Raw genomic sequence first — 16074 nt, forward strand, 5'->3', positions numbered from 1 at the left:
TCCTCCCAATAACGAATTTCCTCATGGCAGCAGTCAGGCTGTTCCCGAAAGATGGCCGCCGCGCCGCCCCATGGCCGTCCGGTTGCGTCCGGAACGTCCTACAACAAACTGACGCGTCCGGATCATCAAGTAGCCTTGAATTATATCCATTCTGGATTTTTATACATCCAATCCGGATTTATTGTCGGTATGCCCGGATTGCCAATCTGAACATTTTAGAGGTGTCGCGATGATATCCAACGAGAAACGCGATGGTTTCCGCAGTTCCGCGCAGCGCCTGCCTGGCGTCGCGCGCGAAAAGGGAGCGCCATTCAGAATGAACAAGGGAGGGGAAGGCGCGCAGGCTGCGCCGGCATCAAGAAGCGATCAGCACGAGATGCTCAATGTCATCTCGTTCCTGGAAACGCTCGGCGAGGAACTCGAGGATGCCATGGACATGTTTGCGCCCAATCCGCATTTCCGCATGACGCTGCACCTGGTCAAGAGCCACCTGGAAGCAAAGCCCGTCACGCCGACCTCCCTGATCGGCGCGTCCGGCGCGCCCTATGCGACGGCCAACCGCCGCATGAAGGAGATGATCGACAAGGGGCTGATCGACCAGCGTCCGCGCACGCGCAGCGGCAAGACGTTCACGCTGCATCCCAGCGACAAGCTTCTGGAAAGCTGGGTTCAGATGACCGGACGGCTGCAGCGGCTTGCCGCCTCCAGTTTCGGCCATGATACGGAACGGCACGATGCCGATGACTACTTCTTTGGCGGCTCCTACATGGCGGCACGCCCGATCCCGCCGATCAAGGTGCTGCCGGAACCGCTGCGCATCCCCGGCGGCGTGCGTGTGCTCGTGCATGGCGACCCCACCTTCATGGTCATGGACAACCTGAAGCGGCAGTTCGAGCAGGTGGTGGGCGCCGACATCCACCAGCGCGCCTTTTCCATCGACCGGCTGCACCAGGAAATCCTGAAAAACGCCGAACGAAAGGCCAGCCGCTACGACATCATTGCCTTCGACCTTCCATGGCTGGGGGAACTGGTCGAAAACGGCATCCTGATGCCGCTGGGCGAGGCCATCGACCTGCGGGCGCTCGATCCTGCCGATTTCCACACCGCCGGGTGGAAGGCGACCCACTGGAACGGCGCGCCATACGGTGTTCCGGCACAGACGACGCCGGAACTCTTCTTCTACCGCAAGGACCTGTTCGCCGAGGCCGGTATCGAGCCGCCCAGGACAACGACCGATGTCATTCGCGCAGCCCGCGAGTTTCACGATCCGGCCCACGGCAAATACGGCATCGCCTGGAACGCGGCGCGGGGAACGGCGCTCGGCCATACCTTCCTGATGACCATGGCGGATTTCGGCCAGCCGGTCATCGACCTGCCGCCCAATGCGGGCGGCCATGACACCGACACGCTCCATCGCGGCGGTTTCCGGCCGATGATCGACAGCGAGGCAGGGCTGAACGCGGCAGAGTACCTGATGGACATGCTCAACTACTCGCCGCCCTACATCCTCTCGATGTCGTGGTACGAGCGGGTGCGCCCCTATGCGGCGGGCGATGTCGCCATGGCCTATGGCTACACGCTGCTGGCGCCGTATTTCGAACTCGATCCTTCGTCTCCCGCCCATGGCCAGACCGGCTACCTGCCGCATCCGTCCGGCCCGGACGCACGGCCGGTCGCGCCGGTCGGCGGCTATGCGCTCGGCATACCGCGCAACATCCAGCCCGAGCGGCTGGAGGCGGCCGCCAAGGCGCTGACGGTGTTCACGTCGCCGGAAGCACAGAAGCTTTATGTCCAGAACGGCAGCCGCACCAATCCGCGCTACTCGGTCGGTTCAGACCCCGACGTGCGGCGTTCGTCGACGATTTTCGAGGCGGTGGACCAGATGTCCTGGCGCGACGAACTGCAATTCTGGCCGCGCCCGCCGATCCCGCAGATTTCCGAACTCATCCGCATTTGCGGCGAGGAATTCCACGACATGCTGCGAGGCGTCGTGACACCGAAGAACGCTTTGCGCCGTGCCCAGGAACGGGCCGAACGCGCCTTGCGGGACTAGAGCAACTCCAGGGAGGAAGACATGGATCCCAACCGTCTGAAGGGCAAGAACATCCTGATCACCGGTGCGGCGCGCGGAATGGGCGCTGCCAATGCGGAGGCCTTCGCGCAGCAGGGCGCCAATGTATGTCTCGGCGACCTCGACCTCGACGAAGCGCAGAAGGTCGCCGACCGGATCAATACGGCCGGAAACGGCAAGGCCATCGCCGTGAAGATGGATGTGACGAAGCGCGAGGACAACGCGGCAGCCGTCAAGGCGGTCGTGGACGCTTTCGGTTCCATCAATGTCGGCCTGTTCAATGCCGGACTGAACAAGCCCCGTTTCTTCATGGATATCGATGAAGACAACTGGGACATGATCATGACCGTCAACACCAAGGCGATGTGGCTGGGCATGCAGGAAACCGCCCGCCAGATGATCGCGCAGGGACCGATGGAGGATCATCCCTACAAGCTGATCAATGTCGGCTCCATCGCCTCGCGAAAGCCGCTGGTCGACGTGACGGTCTATTGCACCTCGAAATACGGCTGCCTGGCGCTCACCCATTGCGGCGCTGTCGGCCTGGCCGAACACAACATCACGGTCAACGGCTATGCGCCGGGCGTGGTGGTGACGCCGCTGTGGGAGCAGCTCGACAAGGATCTGGTGGATATCGGCTTCAAGGAGCGCGAAGGCCAGGCCTATGAGGACATCGTGCGCGATGCCCTGCAGATCAAGCGCGTGTCCTATCCCGACGACATCACCGGCACGGCCTCGTTCCTGGCCAGCGACGATTCCGACTACATGACCGGCCAGATGATCCACATCGACGGCGGCTGGTGCATCCAGTAGCGCCCACCGTTTCCACCCGCAGTTTCCTGCATCGGGTGCGCAAGGGCGCACCCCTAGGAGTTTGTCATGAACCGCGCACTGACACCCAACATCCTGACGCCAGCCGACCTGGAGCCGAACTGGCAATGGGAGGGCCGCCTGCCCGCATGGGGCCATACCTCCGTCGATTTCGAGCGCCGGATCGACCACGACCGGCTGCGCCGCTACCGGCTGAGCCGCACACGCCAGGCGATGAAGAACTCGCCAGCCGGCACGCTGCTGCTGTTCGACGTCAACAACATCCGCTACGTCTCGGCCACCAAGATCGGCGAATGGGAGCGGGACAAGATGTGCCGCTTCTGCCTGCTGACGGGCGACGATTCCCCTTACGTCTGGGATTTCGGCTCCGCCGCCATGCATCACAAGAAATTTTCCGACTGGCTGGAGCCCGACCATTGCCGCGCCGGCGTGGTCGGCATGCGCGGCACCATTCCGCCGGAATTCGGCCTGATGCAGAAATATGCCCACGAGATTGCCGGCCTCATTCGCGATGCCGGCATGGCGGACATGCCGGTCGGCGTCGACTATGCCGAGACCGCCATGTTCCACGCGCTGCAGGAAGAGGGCCTGAAGGTCATCGACGGCCAGCAGATCATGCTGGCGGCCCGCGAGATCAAGAACTGGGACGAGATCCAGCTTCTCACCCAGGCCGCCTCCATGGTCGATGGCGTCTATCACATGATCTACGAGGAGCTGAAGCCGGGCGTGCGCGAGAACGACATCGTCGCGCTGTCCAACAAGATGCTCTACGAGATGGGTTCGGACGACGTGGAGGCGATCAACGCGATTTCCGGCGAGCGCTGCAACCCGCATCCGCACAATTTCACCGACCGGAATTTCCGGCCCGGCGACCAGGCCTTCTTCGACATCCTGCAATCCTACCAGGGCTACCGGACCTGCTACTACCGCACGTTCAACATCGGACGCGCGACGCCGGCCCAGCGCGATGCCTATGTGAAGGCGCGCGAATGGATCGACGCGTCCATCTCCATGATCAAGCCGGGCGTGACGACCGACAAGGTGGCTGCCGTCTGGCCGAAGGCCGAGGAATTCGGTTTTCCCAACGAGGATGCCGCCTTCGGCCTGCAATTCGGGCACGGACTGGGCCTGGCGCTGCATGAACGGCCGATCATCAGCCGCGCGGTGTCGCTCGATCACCCCATGGAAATCCAGACCGGCATGGTCTTCGCGCTGGAGACCTATTGCCCGGCCGCCGACGGCTATTCGGCCGCGCGCATCGAGGAAGAGGTGGTGGTGACCGACACCGGCGTCGAGGTCATCTCGCTGTTCCCTGCCGAGGAACTGCCGATCGCCAACCGTTACTGATCCTCCCGGGCCGGTCCGGGCAGCCCGCACCAGGGCGCCGGACCGGCCCAAACCATTCCGGAGCCCCGCCATGAGCGCTGCAAGAGCGTCATCGACACCGAAGCGCAACACGGACGACTATCTGCGCATGTATCGCCAGATGGTGCGCATCCGCGCCTTCGAGGACAATGCCAACCAGCTTTACCTGTCGGCCAAGATGCCGGGCCTGACGCATATGTATTCCGGCCAGGAGGCGGTCGCGGTGGGCATCTGCGAAGCCCTTCGGGTGAGCGACAAGATCACCTCCACCCATCGCGGCCACGGCCATTGCGTGGCCAAGGGGGCGGAATTCAGGGAGATGTTCTGCGAGCTTCTCGGCAAGGCGGAGGGCTATTGCCGCGGCAAGGGCGGCTCCATGCATATCGCCGACCAGAGCAACGGAAATCTGGGCGCCAATGCCATTGTCGGCGGCTCGATGGGCATCGCGACGGGTGCCGCCCTGTCGGCCAAGAGGCTCGGCCGCGACGACGTGGCCGTGTGCTTCTTCGGCGACGGGGCCACCGCGCAGGGCCTGTGGTACGAGGTGATGAACATGGCCGCGCTGTGGAAGCTGCCGGTGATCTATGCCTGCGAGAACAACGGCTATTCGGAATATACCCGCACCGACGAGATCGCCGCGGGCTCCATCCTGGCGCGGGCGCAGGCCTTCGGGATCGAGAGCCATCAGGTGGACGGGCAGGACGTGCTGGCCGTCAACACGCTGGCCAGCGAACTGGTCGCCCGGGCGCGCAGGGGCGAGGGTCCGTTCTTCATGGAACTGATGACCTATCGCTATCACGGCCACCACGTCGGCGACATCAACCGCGACTACTACCGCGCGAAGGACGAGGAAGCGGACTGGAAGACAAACCGCGACCCGATCACCAATTTCGGCAAGTGGCTGGAAGAGCAGAAGATCGTCACAGCGGACGAGCTTGTCGCCATCAACAACGAGATCAGGGCCGAGGCGGAAGCCGCCGTCGCCTATGCGGAAAAAGCGCCCTACCCGGACGCATCCGAGGTGGACATGCACGTCTTTTCCGGCGTGCCGCATGCGCTCGGCTACATTTGAGGAAACCCGACATGACGCGCGAGATCACACTTTCCAAGGCCGTCAACGAAGCCATTGCCGAGGAGATGCGCCGCGACGAGACGATCTTCCTGATCGGCGAGGACGTGGCGGAGGCCGGTACGCCGTTCAAGGTCCTGTCCGGCCTGGTGGAGGAATTCGGCACCGGCCGCGTGATCGACACGCCGATTGCCGAGCCCGGCTTCATGGGGATGGCGGTGGGTGCGGCCATGACCGGCTCGCGGCCGATCGTCGATCTCATGTTCGGCGATTTTCTCTTTCTGGTCATGGACCAGCTTTGCAACCAGGCGGCCAAGACGCATTACATGTCCGGCGGCAAGCTCAAGGTGCCGCTGGTGCTGCGCACCAATCTCGGCGCGACGCGCCGCTCCGCCGCCCAGCATTCGCAGTCCCTGCACGCGCTGGTGGCGCATATTCCGGGCCTGAAGGTGGCCCTGCCCTCCTCCGCCTACGAGGCCAAGGGCCTGATGAAGAGCGCCATTCGCGACGACAACCCGGTCGTCATCTTCGAAGACAAGCTGATGTACAACGACAAGGCGCCCGTGCCTGAGGAGGAGTACCTGATCCCCTTCGGCGAGGCGGCCATCCTGCGTGAAGGCTCCGACATCACCTTCGTCGCCACATCGTCCATGGTGCAGGTGGCGATGAAAGCGGCCGAAACGCTGGCTGCGGAGGGCATATCCGCCGAGGTAATCGATCCGCGCACCATCGTGCCGCTGGACGAGGCGACGATCCTTGCCTCGGTGCGCAAGACGTCGCGCGCCATCGTCATCGACGAGGGCCACCTGAATTTCGGCGTGACCGGCGAAATCGCCGCACGCATCACGGAAAAGGCCTTCTATCATCTCGATGCACCGGTGCAGCGCATGGGGGCGATGGATGTGCCTGTGCCCTTCTCGCCGGCGCTGGAGGACAGGACCGTGCCGACGCCAGAGGCGCTGGCAGAACGGGCGCGGAAGGCGGTGCGCGGGGAGCTGTTCCATGCCGCATGAGGTCATCATGCCCGCACTCGGCATGGCCCAGGAGACGGGCAGGATCATCGCCTGGCTGAAGCAGCCTGGCGAGGCCGTGGCCGAAGGCGATCCGCTGTTCGAGGTGGAAACCGACAAGGCGGCCATGGAAGTGGAGGCACAGGCGGACGGCTTTCTGGGCCAGGTCTCCGCATCGGCGGGCGAGGATGTGCCGGTCGGCCGCGTCGTCGCGATCATCGCCGACAGTGCGGAGGAAGCGGCCGCAGCCGGGACGGGGACAGCGGCAGCGGCAGCGGCTGATGACAGCCCTCAGCAAGGAGGCTCGGGCGACGACGACGCCCTGCCCGATGGCGCGCAGGTGATCATGCCGGCGCTCGGCATGGCACAGGATAGCGGGCTGATCGTCTCCTGGGCGAAGCAGCCAGGCGACCCGGTGTCCGCCGATGACGTTCTGCTGGAGGTGGAGACCGACAAGTCGGTCATGGAAGTGACCGCCGGCCACGACGGCTTCATCGCCGCAATCCTGGCCGATGCCGGACAGGCGGTGCCGGTCGGCTCGGTGATTGCGGTGATTTCGCAAACGGAACCCGCGGCGCCCGTCCGGCGAAGCCTTTCGGCCGGGCCCACGGACACGGATACTTCGCCAGCGGCGTCGCCCGAGCCTGCTCCGGCCGCACGGTCACCGAAGGCACAAGCTGTTGCCGCCTCACAGGCTGGCGGGCGCATCCTCGCCTCGCCCAAGGCACGGCGGATCGCGGCGGAGGAAGGGCTGGACCTGGCACTGCTGGCAGCCCATGGCGTGCCGCAACCATTTCATGTGTCGGATCTGGAAACCCTGCGCGGCCTTGGCGCGGCGCCGGATGCCCGTACAGACCGCGATGTGTCCCGGCAGCTGCTGCATGTTCATGCCCGCGTTTCCTCCGAAGGTTGCGACAGCCTGATCGGCTGGCTGGAGGCGGATGGCGGCACGGCAATCGCACCGCGTCTTGTCTGGCTGCGTTTCGCCGCAGCCGCCTTGCGCAAGGCAATCGAAGCGGAGTGCGAAGCGGCGGGCGAAGCCGTGACCGTGGAATTGCGCAAGCGGCAGGACGCGGTCGGCCGATACGCTGATCCCGACCGCGCCCGGCTTTCGCAACCGCTTGCCAATGCCGGCGACAGCATGCCGCCTGCCCTCGTGCTGCGCGATTTCACCGGCTCGCGCGTGGTCTCGGCCAGCGGGCGCGCCGATGCCGCGCCCGTGCTGACCATCGGCCGGGAAAAGGGCGACTACGTCATCTCGCTTGATTTCCATGACGGCCAGATGTCCGAGAGCCAGGCCTTCGCCCTGGTTGACGATTTTGCGGATCGCCTTGCCGATCCGCTGCGCCACCTCCTGTGAACCGGAGAAAGACCCATGAACCATACCGACCTCTATATTGACGGCGCATGGCGCGCGGGCGCCCGTGGCGAGCGTTTCGACGTCGTCAATCCCGCCACGGAAGAGGTGATCGCCTCCGTCGCTTCGGCGGAAACCGCCGATGCCGATGCCGCGCTTGACGCGGCCGAGAGCGCATTCGCCGACTGGGCGGGGCGCAAGCCGCGCGAGCGCTCGGAAATCCTGCGCCGCTGCTGGGAACTGATGACCGCGCGGCTTGACGACTTCGCCCGGCTCATCACGCTGGAAAACGGCAAGGCGCGGGCCGACGCCATGGGCGAAGCCACCTATGCGGCGGAGTTCTTCCGCTGGTTCGCGGAAGAAGCGGTGCGCGCCGACGGTCTTGTCACCCATGCGCCATCGTCGGGCGCGCGCATTGTGGTTCAGCACAAGCCGGCGGGTATCGCGGTTCTTGTCACGCCATGGAACTACCCGGCGGCGATGGGCACGCGCAAGATCGCGCCGGCACTGGCGGCCGGTTGCCCCGTCATCATCAAGCCGGCCTCGGAAACGCCGCTGACCATGCTGGCGCTGATGCCGTTGCTCGAAGAAGCCGGCGTGCCCAGGGGCCTGGTCAACGTGCTGCCGTCGAAAAGCGCCGGACGGCTGGTCGATCACATGTTGCACGACCCGCGCGTGCGCGTCGTCTCCTTCACCGGCTCGACCGAAGTGGGCCGCAAGCTGCTGCGCTCGGCCGCCGACCAGATCGTCAAGCCGGCGATGGAACTGGGCGGCAATGCGCCGCTGATCGTGTTCGAGGACGCCGATATCGACACGGCGGTCGCGGGCGCCATGCTGGCCAAGATGCGCAATCTGGGCGAAGCCTGCACGGCGGCCAACCGTTTCTATATCCACGAGCGCGTGGCCGACGAATTCACCGCGAAATTCACCGATGCCATGGCGAAGCTGAAAATGGGCAATGGCCTGGACGAAGCCGTGGATGTGGGCCCGCTGGTCAATGCCGATACGCGCGACAAGGTGGCCGCATTCGTGGACGATGCGGTGGCAAAGGGCGCCCGCGTCACGCTGGGCGGCACGCGGCCCAATGGCAAGGGCTTCTTCTATCCCCCGACCGTGCTGACCGGCGTGCCGGAAACAGCCGATTGCGTGCATGACGAAATCTTCGGCCCGGTCGCCGCATTGCAGACCTTCACCGACGAGCACGACGTCATCCGCCGCGCCAACGACACCGAATATGGCCTTGTCGCCTATGTCTTCTCGCAGGACATGAAGCGGGCGATGCGCGTGTGCGAACGGCTCGAATACGGCATGGTCGGGCTCAATCGCGGGCTGGTATCGGACCCCGCCGCGCCATTCGGCGGCGTCAAGCAATCCGGTCTCGGCCGCGAAGGCGGCCATGAGGGCATGCTGGAATTCATGGAAACGCAATATATCTCGGCGGAGTGGTGACCATGGGCAGGAGCGACTTCATCGCCAGCCCGTCCGTCGTTGCCCATGCCGGGCGCAAGGGCGTCGACCTTGCCGATCTGGCAGCGCAGACCGGCCGTACCACGCTGGCGCGCGAGGACGTGGACAAGTACGTTGACGGGCCGGCCGGTGCCCCGGTCCTGCGCGACGACAGCCGCTACTGGGCAGTCGACCATGCCGCTGCCGGGCCGGTGAGCGAGGCGCCCGTGTCGCGCATCGCGCGCGTTGCCGCAGACAACCTTTCGGCTGCCAACCGGATGATCCCGCAGGTGACCCACCACGACCGCGCCGACATGCGCGCGGTGGAGGCGCTGCGCAAGCGGTTGCGCCAAGAGGGCGACGCGCGCGGTGTGCGGCTCACGGCGCTGGCCTTCCACGTCAAGGCGCTGGCCATCTGCCTTGAGGAATTCCCGCTCTTCAACACCTCGCTCAGCCCTGACGGCGAGCGGCTGGTGCAAAAGCACTATGTCCATGTCGGCATTGCCGTCGACACGCCGCACGGGCTGATGGTTCCGGTGATCCGTGACGCGAGCGGCAAGGGCCTGTGGACCATCGCGGCGGAAATTGCCGGCCTCGCAGGCAAGGCGCAGACGCGCAAGCTGCGCCCCGACGAGATGGGCGGGGCGTCCATGTCGATCTCCAATCTCGGCGGCATTGGCGGCACCGCTTTCACACCCATCGTCAATCCGCCGGAAGTGGCCATTCTCGGCATCACCCGCACCGAAACCGTGCCGGTATGGGAAAGCGAAAGCTGGCAGCCGGTGCCCATGGCGCCGCTCGACCTTTCCTATGATCATCGCGTGATCAACGGTGCCGACGCAGCGCGTTTCCTGGCCCGTTTCGCCAATCTTCTTGCCGATCCGCGCCGGATGCTGTGAGGATGCCATGAGCCTTGCCATCGATCTTTCGGGCCGCACCGCCGTCGTGACCGGCGCCTCGCGCGGCATCGGCCGGGCGATCTGCCGGACGCTGGCCGAGGCGGGCGCCGACATCATCGGCGTCAGTTCAGCCGGTCTGCCACCGGAAAGCGAAACCGCGCGGCTTGTGGCCGAAACCGGCCGTTCGTTCACCGGCGAGGCCTGCGATTTTTCAAGCCGGGAGGCGGTGACGGCGCTTGCCGAACAGCTTGCCGCACGTCAGGACATTTCCATCCTTGTCAACAATGCCGGCACGATCCGGCGCGCGCCGGCGGCCGATCATCCGCTAGCCGACTGGGATGATGTGATGGCGGTCAATTGCGATGCGCCCTTCATCCTGACGCAGGCGCTGGGCAAGGCCATGCTGGAGCGCGGACACGGCCATGTCGTCTTCGTCGCCTCCGTTCTCAGCTTCCAGGGCGGCATTCTGGTGCCGGGCTATGCGGCCAGCAAGGGTGCCGTGGCCCAGCTTGTGCGCGCCTTCGCCAACGAATGGGCCGCGCACGGTGTCAACGTGAACGGCATCGCGCCCGGCTACATCGCCACCGACAACACGCAGGCCCTGCAGGAGGACGCCGCGCGCGAAGCGGCGCTGATGGCGCGCGTTCCGGCCGGCCGCTGGGGAAAACCGGAGGAAATCGCGGCGCCGGTCGCCTTTCTGTGCAGCGATCTGGCACGCTTCATCCACGGCGCGATCATCCCGGCCGACGGCGGATGGCTGGCGCGGTAGGAGGGCCCGCACGGACGTGCCGTCCGGGTCCCTGCGCTGCGCGATGGCTCCGCGCGTTCGTCGCTTCAATCGTGAAATCGTTCACGATTGATCGCCGCATCGCGCCGACCGCTTTCCTGCGCTCCGCTATGGCTCCGCGCGTTCGTCGCTTCAATCGTGAAATCGTTCACGATTGATCGCCGCATCGCGCCGACCGCTCCTCACTCCCATTCAATCGTGCCGGGGGGCTTGGAGGTCACGTCATAGACGACACGGTTGATGCCGCGCACCTCGTTGATGATCCGCGTGGCGGCACGGCCAAGGAATTCCATGTCGTAGTGGTAGAAATCCGCGGTCATGCCGTCGACCGATGTCACGGCGCGCAATGCGCAGACGAATTCATAGGTGCGCCCGTCGCCCATCACGCCGACCGTCTGGACAGGCAGCAGCACCGCGAAGGCCTGCCATATGGCGTCATAGAGGCCGGCCTTGCGGATCTCGTCGAGATAGATGGCGTCGGCCTCCTGGAGGATGCGCAGCTTCTCGCGCGTCACGCCGCCGGGGCAGCGGATGGCAAGGCCCGGTCCGGGGAACGGGTGACGGCCGATGAAATGGTCCGGCAGGCCCAATTCCTTGCCAAGCTTGCGCACCTCGTCCTTGAACAGTTCGCGCAGCGGCTCCACCAGCTTCATGTTCATGCGTTCCGGCAAGCCGCCGACATTGTGGTGGCTCTTGATCGTCACCGAGGGGCCGCCGGTGAAGGAGACGCTTTCGATCACATCCGGATAAAGCGTGCCCTGGGCCAGGAAATCCGCGCCGCCCAGTTTCTTCGCCTCGGCCTCGAAGACATCGATGAACAGGCGGCCGATGGTCTTGCGCTTGACCTCCGGATCCGCCTCGCCTTCCAGCGCGGAAATGAAGGTGTCGGCCGCATCCACATGCACCAGCGGAATGTTGTAGTGCTCCCGGAACATGGCGACGACCTCGGCGGCCTCGTTCTTGCGCATCAGCCCGTGGTCGACGAGAATGCAGGTCAGCTGGTCGCCGATCGCCTCATGGATGAGCAGGGCCGCGACGGAGGAATCGACGCCGCCCGACAGGCCGCAGATCACCCGGCCGTCACCCACCTGCGCGCGGATCGCGGCAATGGCCTGGTCCTTGTAGGCGGCCATGGACCAGTCGCCCTTCAGCCCCGCGACCTTGTGGACGAAGTTGGAAAGCAGTTTGGCACCATCGGGGGTATGCACCACTTCCGGATGGAACTGCACCGCGTAGTAGCGGCGCGTCTCGTCCGCGATGGCGGCGAAGGGGGCGTTGGGCGACGTGGCCACCACTTCGAACCCGTCCGGCAGCGCTGTCACACGGTCACCGTGGCTCATCCAGACCTGATGGCGCGAACCGACATCCCAGACACCTTCGTAAAGGGCGCAGGGTTTGTGCACTTCCAGGTAGGCGCGGCCGAATTCGCGGTGATGGCCGCCTTCCACGCGGCCGCCAAGCTGGTCGCACATGGTCTGCTGGCCGTAGCAGATGCCGAGCACCGGCAGGCCGCTGTCAAACACCACCTGCGGCGCGCGCGGGCTGCCCATCTCGGTCGTCGAGGCGGGGCCACCTGACAGGATCACCGCCTTCGGCTTCAGCCGGTGGAAGCCCTCCCCGGCAGACTGGAAGGGGACGATCTCGCAATAGACGCCGGCCTCGCGCACGCGCCGGGCAATCAGCTGCGTGACCTGGGAACCGAAGTCGATGATGAGGACGGTGTCGGGATGGGCTGTCTGTGTCATGGCAAGGCCTTAATGGGATTCCCCTTCCGGCGCAACGGAATTGCGCCCGGATCGGCGCGATGAACATTCGCCGATGGCAAAGAACCATCAGGGATGCATCAATTCGCCGCGCCGGGCGTGGCTCATATATTGATCCAGATCAAGTCGGAAGCCGCATGTCTATCTCTCAATATATTCATGCTTGCAATCCATGCGGGCACAGGAGGAGGGGTACATGCATTCTGCAATCCGAAAGGTGGTGCTGGCGTTCCTTGCAGTCGCGGCGGCGGCCGTTTCGTCGCCGGCTGCGGAAAAGAACACATCCGCCACGGCGGACCATACGAAATTCGAAGCGCTGAAACAGGCCTTCACGTCCGGGCCGGAGGTCACGAAGGCGTGCCTGGCATGCCATACCGAGGCATCGAAACAGGTGATGGGGTCCATCCACTGGACGTGGAAATACGAGCATCCCGTGACCGGGCAGGTGCTGGGCAAGTCCGAGGTCATCAACTCGTTCTGCGGCAACGTGGCCTCCAACGAGCCGCGCTGCACCAGTTGCCATGCCGGCTATGGCTGGACGGACATGAAGGCCGGGCCGCCACAGGAGGAGACGGCGGTCGATTGCCTCATCTGCCACGACCAGAGCGGCCAATACACGAAGATCGCGACGGCCGCCGGCCATGTCGCCACCGGACCCGCGCCGGTCAAGGGATCGACCATCACCGGGGCGAAGGCCTGGCCCGTCGACCTGTCCAAGGCGGCCATGAGCGTTGGCCTGCCAAAGGCCGAGAACTGCGGCCAGTGCCACTTCTATGGCGGCGGCGGCGACAACGTGAAGCATGGCGATCTGTCCTCGGCGCTGTTCAAGCCGACAAAGCATGTCGACGTGCACATGGCCAAGGATGGCGCGGACATGCAGTGCTCAACCTGCCATGTCTCCGAGGCGCACAAATGGTCCGGGAGCCGCTATCATGTAAATGCGGCCGGCGACATCACATCGAAAGGCCATGGCGCCATGCCGAAGCCCGGCGAGCGGCGCGACGTGGCGACCTGCGAATCCTGTCACGGCAAGGCGCCGCATGAAGGCCCCAACCCGCTGCTGGCGATCAAGCTGAACGACCATACCGACCGTGTCGCCTGCCAGACCTGCCACATTCCAGAATTCGCCAAGGGCGGCATTGCCACCAAGACCAGCTGGGACTGGTCGACAGCGGGAAAGATGAAGGACGGCAAGCCCTATGGCGAGGAGAATTACGTGCAGGGCGACGGCCGGCACATGCACACCTATCTGTCGACCAAGGGCGATTTCACATGGGGCGAGGACGTCGAGCCGTTTTACGCCTGGTTCAACGGACAGGTGGAATACACGAAGCAGGAAGACACCATCGACCCTTCCGGCGTGGTGGAGGTCAACCGCATTCCCGGCTCGCCCGAAGATCCGGATTCGCGCATCTGGCCATTCAAGCGCATGGAGGGCCGGCAGGCCTATGATACCGGCCTGAACCGGCTGGTCATGACCAATGTGTTCGGACCGGAGAGCGACACCGCCTTCTGGACGAATTTCGACTGGGCCAAGGCCATCGACGCAGGCATGAAGGCGGCCGGCAAGGACTATTCCGGCTCGTTCGATTTCGTCGACACCCACATGTACTGGCCGATCACGCACATGGTGGCACCAGCCGACGAAGCGCTGAAATGCGATTCCTGCCACGCCAGGCAGGGACGGCTTGCCAATGTCGCAGGCTTCTACATGCCCGGCCGTGACGGCTTTGCATGGATGGACCTGATCGGGCTTCTCGCCGTCGGCGCAGCCGCGCTTGGCGTCATCGGCCACGGATTGCTGAGAATTGTCATGAGCGCGCGGAGGAAGGCCTGATGACCGACATGTTCACCAATGGTCTCAAGGGGGCTCCCCAACGCAGGGACGGCGAAGCCGTCAGAAGCTATCGCATTGCCATCTACAAGGGTTATGAGCGGTTCTGGCACTGGAGCCAGGCTTTCCTGATCCTGTCGCTGCTCTTCACCGGCTTCGGCCTGCACGGTTTGCACGGGCTGCTGCCGTTCGGGCTGGCGGTCACGCTGCACACGGGTGCCGCCGTGCTGCTGATCGCGCTTTGGGTCTTCACGATCTTCTGGTGGTTCACCACCGGCGAGTGGAAGCAGTTCTTCCCGAAGAACGAGAACCTTTGGACGATCATGACCTATTATGCCTGGGGCATCCTGCAGGGGGCGTCCAAGCCCTATCACAAGCGGCTGTACTCCAAGCAGAACCCGCTGCAGGCGCTGACCTATGTGGCGCTGACGCTGTTCATCGGCTCCACCCTGTGGGCGTCCGGCATCGCCTACCTGCTCTACAATCTCTGGGAACATCAGACGTGGGCCGCCGATGCGCTGACCGTGGTCGTCTTCCTGCACACGGCCGCCGCCTGGGGCATGGCACTGTTCGTGGTCATCCATGTCTACATGGCGACCACGGGCAAGCCCTGGACCCATTACATCAAGTCGATGATCACCGGGCGTGACGACGTGGAGCTGACAGAGGCGGAAGTGGCCTACCTGGAGGAACGGCAAGGCGAGCCGCTGAAGCCTTCTCCGCACGGTCATTGACCGGCGGGCGAAGCGGACAAGCCGGCCCTGGCCGCGGGCCGGCTTGGCCAACGCCGCCTTTGCCAACCGGGCCGGTGACCCGGGCCGGCCTGAAGGCAAGGGATGGAAACGCCGATATTTCAAAGCGATGGCGTCAGATCCTCGATGAAGACCGAAAGGGCCTCACGCGCCGTGGCAACTGCATGAAACCATGATTCAGGCGCCTCAAAAGCCTGCGCCGTGTGCGGGCTGCATTGCTATCATTCCAGAAGTCGGGCTTCCAGCGCCTGTTCCACACGGTCGACCGCATCGGCCAGTTTCGCGTCGATGACATGGAGGTATTGCGTCCAGTCATCGACATGCTTCAGTTCCGCCGCTCCATCGGAGATCCCGCGCAGGCCAATCAACGGGATGTCGAATGCCATGCAGGCGCGCAGGACGGCAAAGGTTTCCATGTCCACCATGTCCGCGTCGATCCCGCCATAGGCCGCGCCGGACACGATGTCGGCGCCGGTGGACAGGCGGGCATCGGCCAGGCCCGCAACATGATGGGGAAGCGGCAATTCCGGCGGCAGGTCGAGGAAAGGCGTATAGCCTTTGGCGAAACCCAGCGGCGAGGCGTCCATGTCGCGATAGGACACCGAAGACGCCTGATAGACCTCGGTCTGTTCCAGCGTGGCCGAGCCGGCCGATCCCAGGCACACGACCAGATCCGGCAGGGCATTGCGGGCCTCCAGACGCGCCAGCGCCACGCCGATGCGCGTGCCCGCCTCGACCGGGCCGACACCGGTGACGAGCGGCGTGAACCGGGCCTGGAGATGCGGCCCGTATTCCGGCTCCGCTGCCATCACATAAAGCACGTGTCTGCCCGCGACGGGCTTGAGCAAGCGATGCGGCACGTCTTCCCCCCTTGCGCTCTCGCGTCCACG

13 protein-coding genes are annotated in these 16074 nt (G+C 64.8%); 11 read left to right on the forward strand and 2 right to left on the reverse strand.

The genetic code is table 11. From position 1 onward, the window contains the following. Positions 1-316 precede the first annotated feature (316 nt). From R3D65_RS03970 to R3D65_RS04010, 9 genes are all read left to right on the forward strand, one after another. Entirely contained in the window at positions 317-2053 is a 1737-nt protein-coding gene (locus R3D65_RS03970) for an ABC transporter substrate-binding protein (RefSeq protein WP_371273938.1), read from the forward strand. A gap of 21 nt (positions 2054-2074) precedes the next feature. Next, on the forward strand, positions 2075-2884 hold the full coding sequence (locus R3D65_RS03975) for an SDR family NAD(P)-dependent oxidoreductase (protein ID WP_371273939.1): 810 nt from the start codon (positions 2075-2077) through the stop codon (positions 2882-2884). 66 nt (positions 2885-2950) lie between these two features. Then, positions 2951-4249: a M24 family metallopeptidase gene (locus R3D65_RS03980; protein ID WP_371273940.1), complete on the forward strand. Its 1299-nt coding sequence runs from the start codon at positions 2951-2953 to the stop codon at positions 4247-4249. Between the two features lie 70 nt (positions 4250-4319). Continuing rightward, positions 4320-5339, forward strand: coding sequence for a thiamine pyrophosphate-dependent dehydrogenase E1 component subunit alpha (locus R3D65_RS03985; protein ID WP_371273941.1), 1020 nt, complete (start codon positions 4320-4322; stop codon positions 5337-5339). Between the two features lie 11 nt (positions 5340-5350). Next, positions 5351-6349, forward strand: a complete 999-nt coding sequence (locus R3D65_RS03990; RefSeq protein WP_371273942.1) for an alpha-ketoacid dehydrogenase subunit beta — start codon at positions 5351-5353, stop codon at positions 6347-6349. Continuing rightward, a complete protein-coding gene (locus R3D65_RS03995) occupies positions 6339-7706 on the forward strand; it encodes a biotin/lipoyl-containing protein (RefSeq protein WP_371273943.1) in 1368 nt (455 codons plus the stop codon). The genes R3D65_RS03990 and R3D65_RS03995 overlap by 11 nt, the downstream gene beginning before the upstream one ends. 15 nt (positions 7707-7721) lie before the next feature. Then, positions 7722-9152: an NAD-dependent succinate-semialdehyde dehydrogenase gene (locus R3D65_RS04000; protein WP_371273944.1), complete on the forward strand. Its 1431-nt coding sequence runs from the start codon at positions 7722-7724 to the stop codon at positions 9150-9152. A 2-nt stretch (positions 9153-9154) separates the two neighbouring features. Next, the gene (locus R3D65_RS04005; protein WP_371273945.1) at positions 9155-10048 is read left to right on the forward strand and encodes a 2-oxo acid dehydrogenase subunit E2; all 894 of its coding nucleotides are present in this window, start codon (positions 9155-9157) and stop codon (positions 10046-10048) included. A 7-nt stretch (positions 10049-10055) separates the two neighbouring features. Then, a complete protein-coding gene (locus tag R3D65_RS04010; protein WP_371273946.1) occupies positions 10056-10817 on the forward strand; it encodes an SDR family oxidoreductase in 762 nt (253 codons plus the stop codon). 200 nt (positions 10818-11017) lie between these two features. On the opposite strand, the gene guaA is transcribed toward R3D65_RS04010, so the two are convergent. After that, positions 11018-12580 carry a glutamine-hydrolyzing GMP synthase gene (guaA, locus tag R3D65_RS04015; protein WP_371273947.1) on the reverse strand — a complete coding sequence of 521 codons (1563 nt, stop codon included), beginning with the start codon at positions 12578-12580 and terminating at the stop codon, positions 11018-11020. Positions 12581-12794: 214 nt separating this feature from the next. Between guaA and R3D65_RS04020 the strand changes: the two genes are divergently transcribed. Beyond that, complete coding sequence (locus tag R3D65_RS04020; protein WP_371273948.1) at positions 12795-14435, forward strand: tetrathionate reductase family octaheme c-type cytochrome; 1641 nt, start codon at positions 12795-12797, stop codon at positions 14433-14435. Beyond that, positions 14435-15166, forward strand: a complete 732-nt coding sequence (locus R3D65_RS04025) for a cytochrome b/b6 domain-containing protein (RefSeq protein WP_371273949.1) — start codon at positions 14435-14437, stop codon at positions 15164-15166. The genes R3D65_RS04020 and R3D65_RS04025 overlap by 1 nt, the downstream gene beginning before the upstream one ends. 239 nt (positions 15167-15405) lie before the next feature. On the opposite strand, the gene R3D65_RS04030 is transcribed toward R3D65_RS04025, so the two are convergent. Further along, entirely contained in the window at positions 15406-16044 is a 639-nt protein-coding gene (locus R3D65_RS04030; RefSeq protein WP_371273950.1) for a 5'-methylthioadenosine/S-adenosylhomocysteine nucleosidase, read from the reverse strand. Between the last annotated feature and the right edge of the window lie 30 nt (positions 16045-16074).

This window comes from Zhengella sp. (assembly GCF_041397485.1).
In the GTDB taxonomy this organism is placed as follows: domain Bacteria; phylum Pseudomonadota; class Alphaproteobacteria; order Rhizobiales; family Rhizobiaceae; genus Zhengella.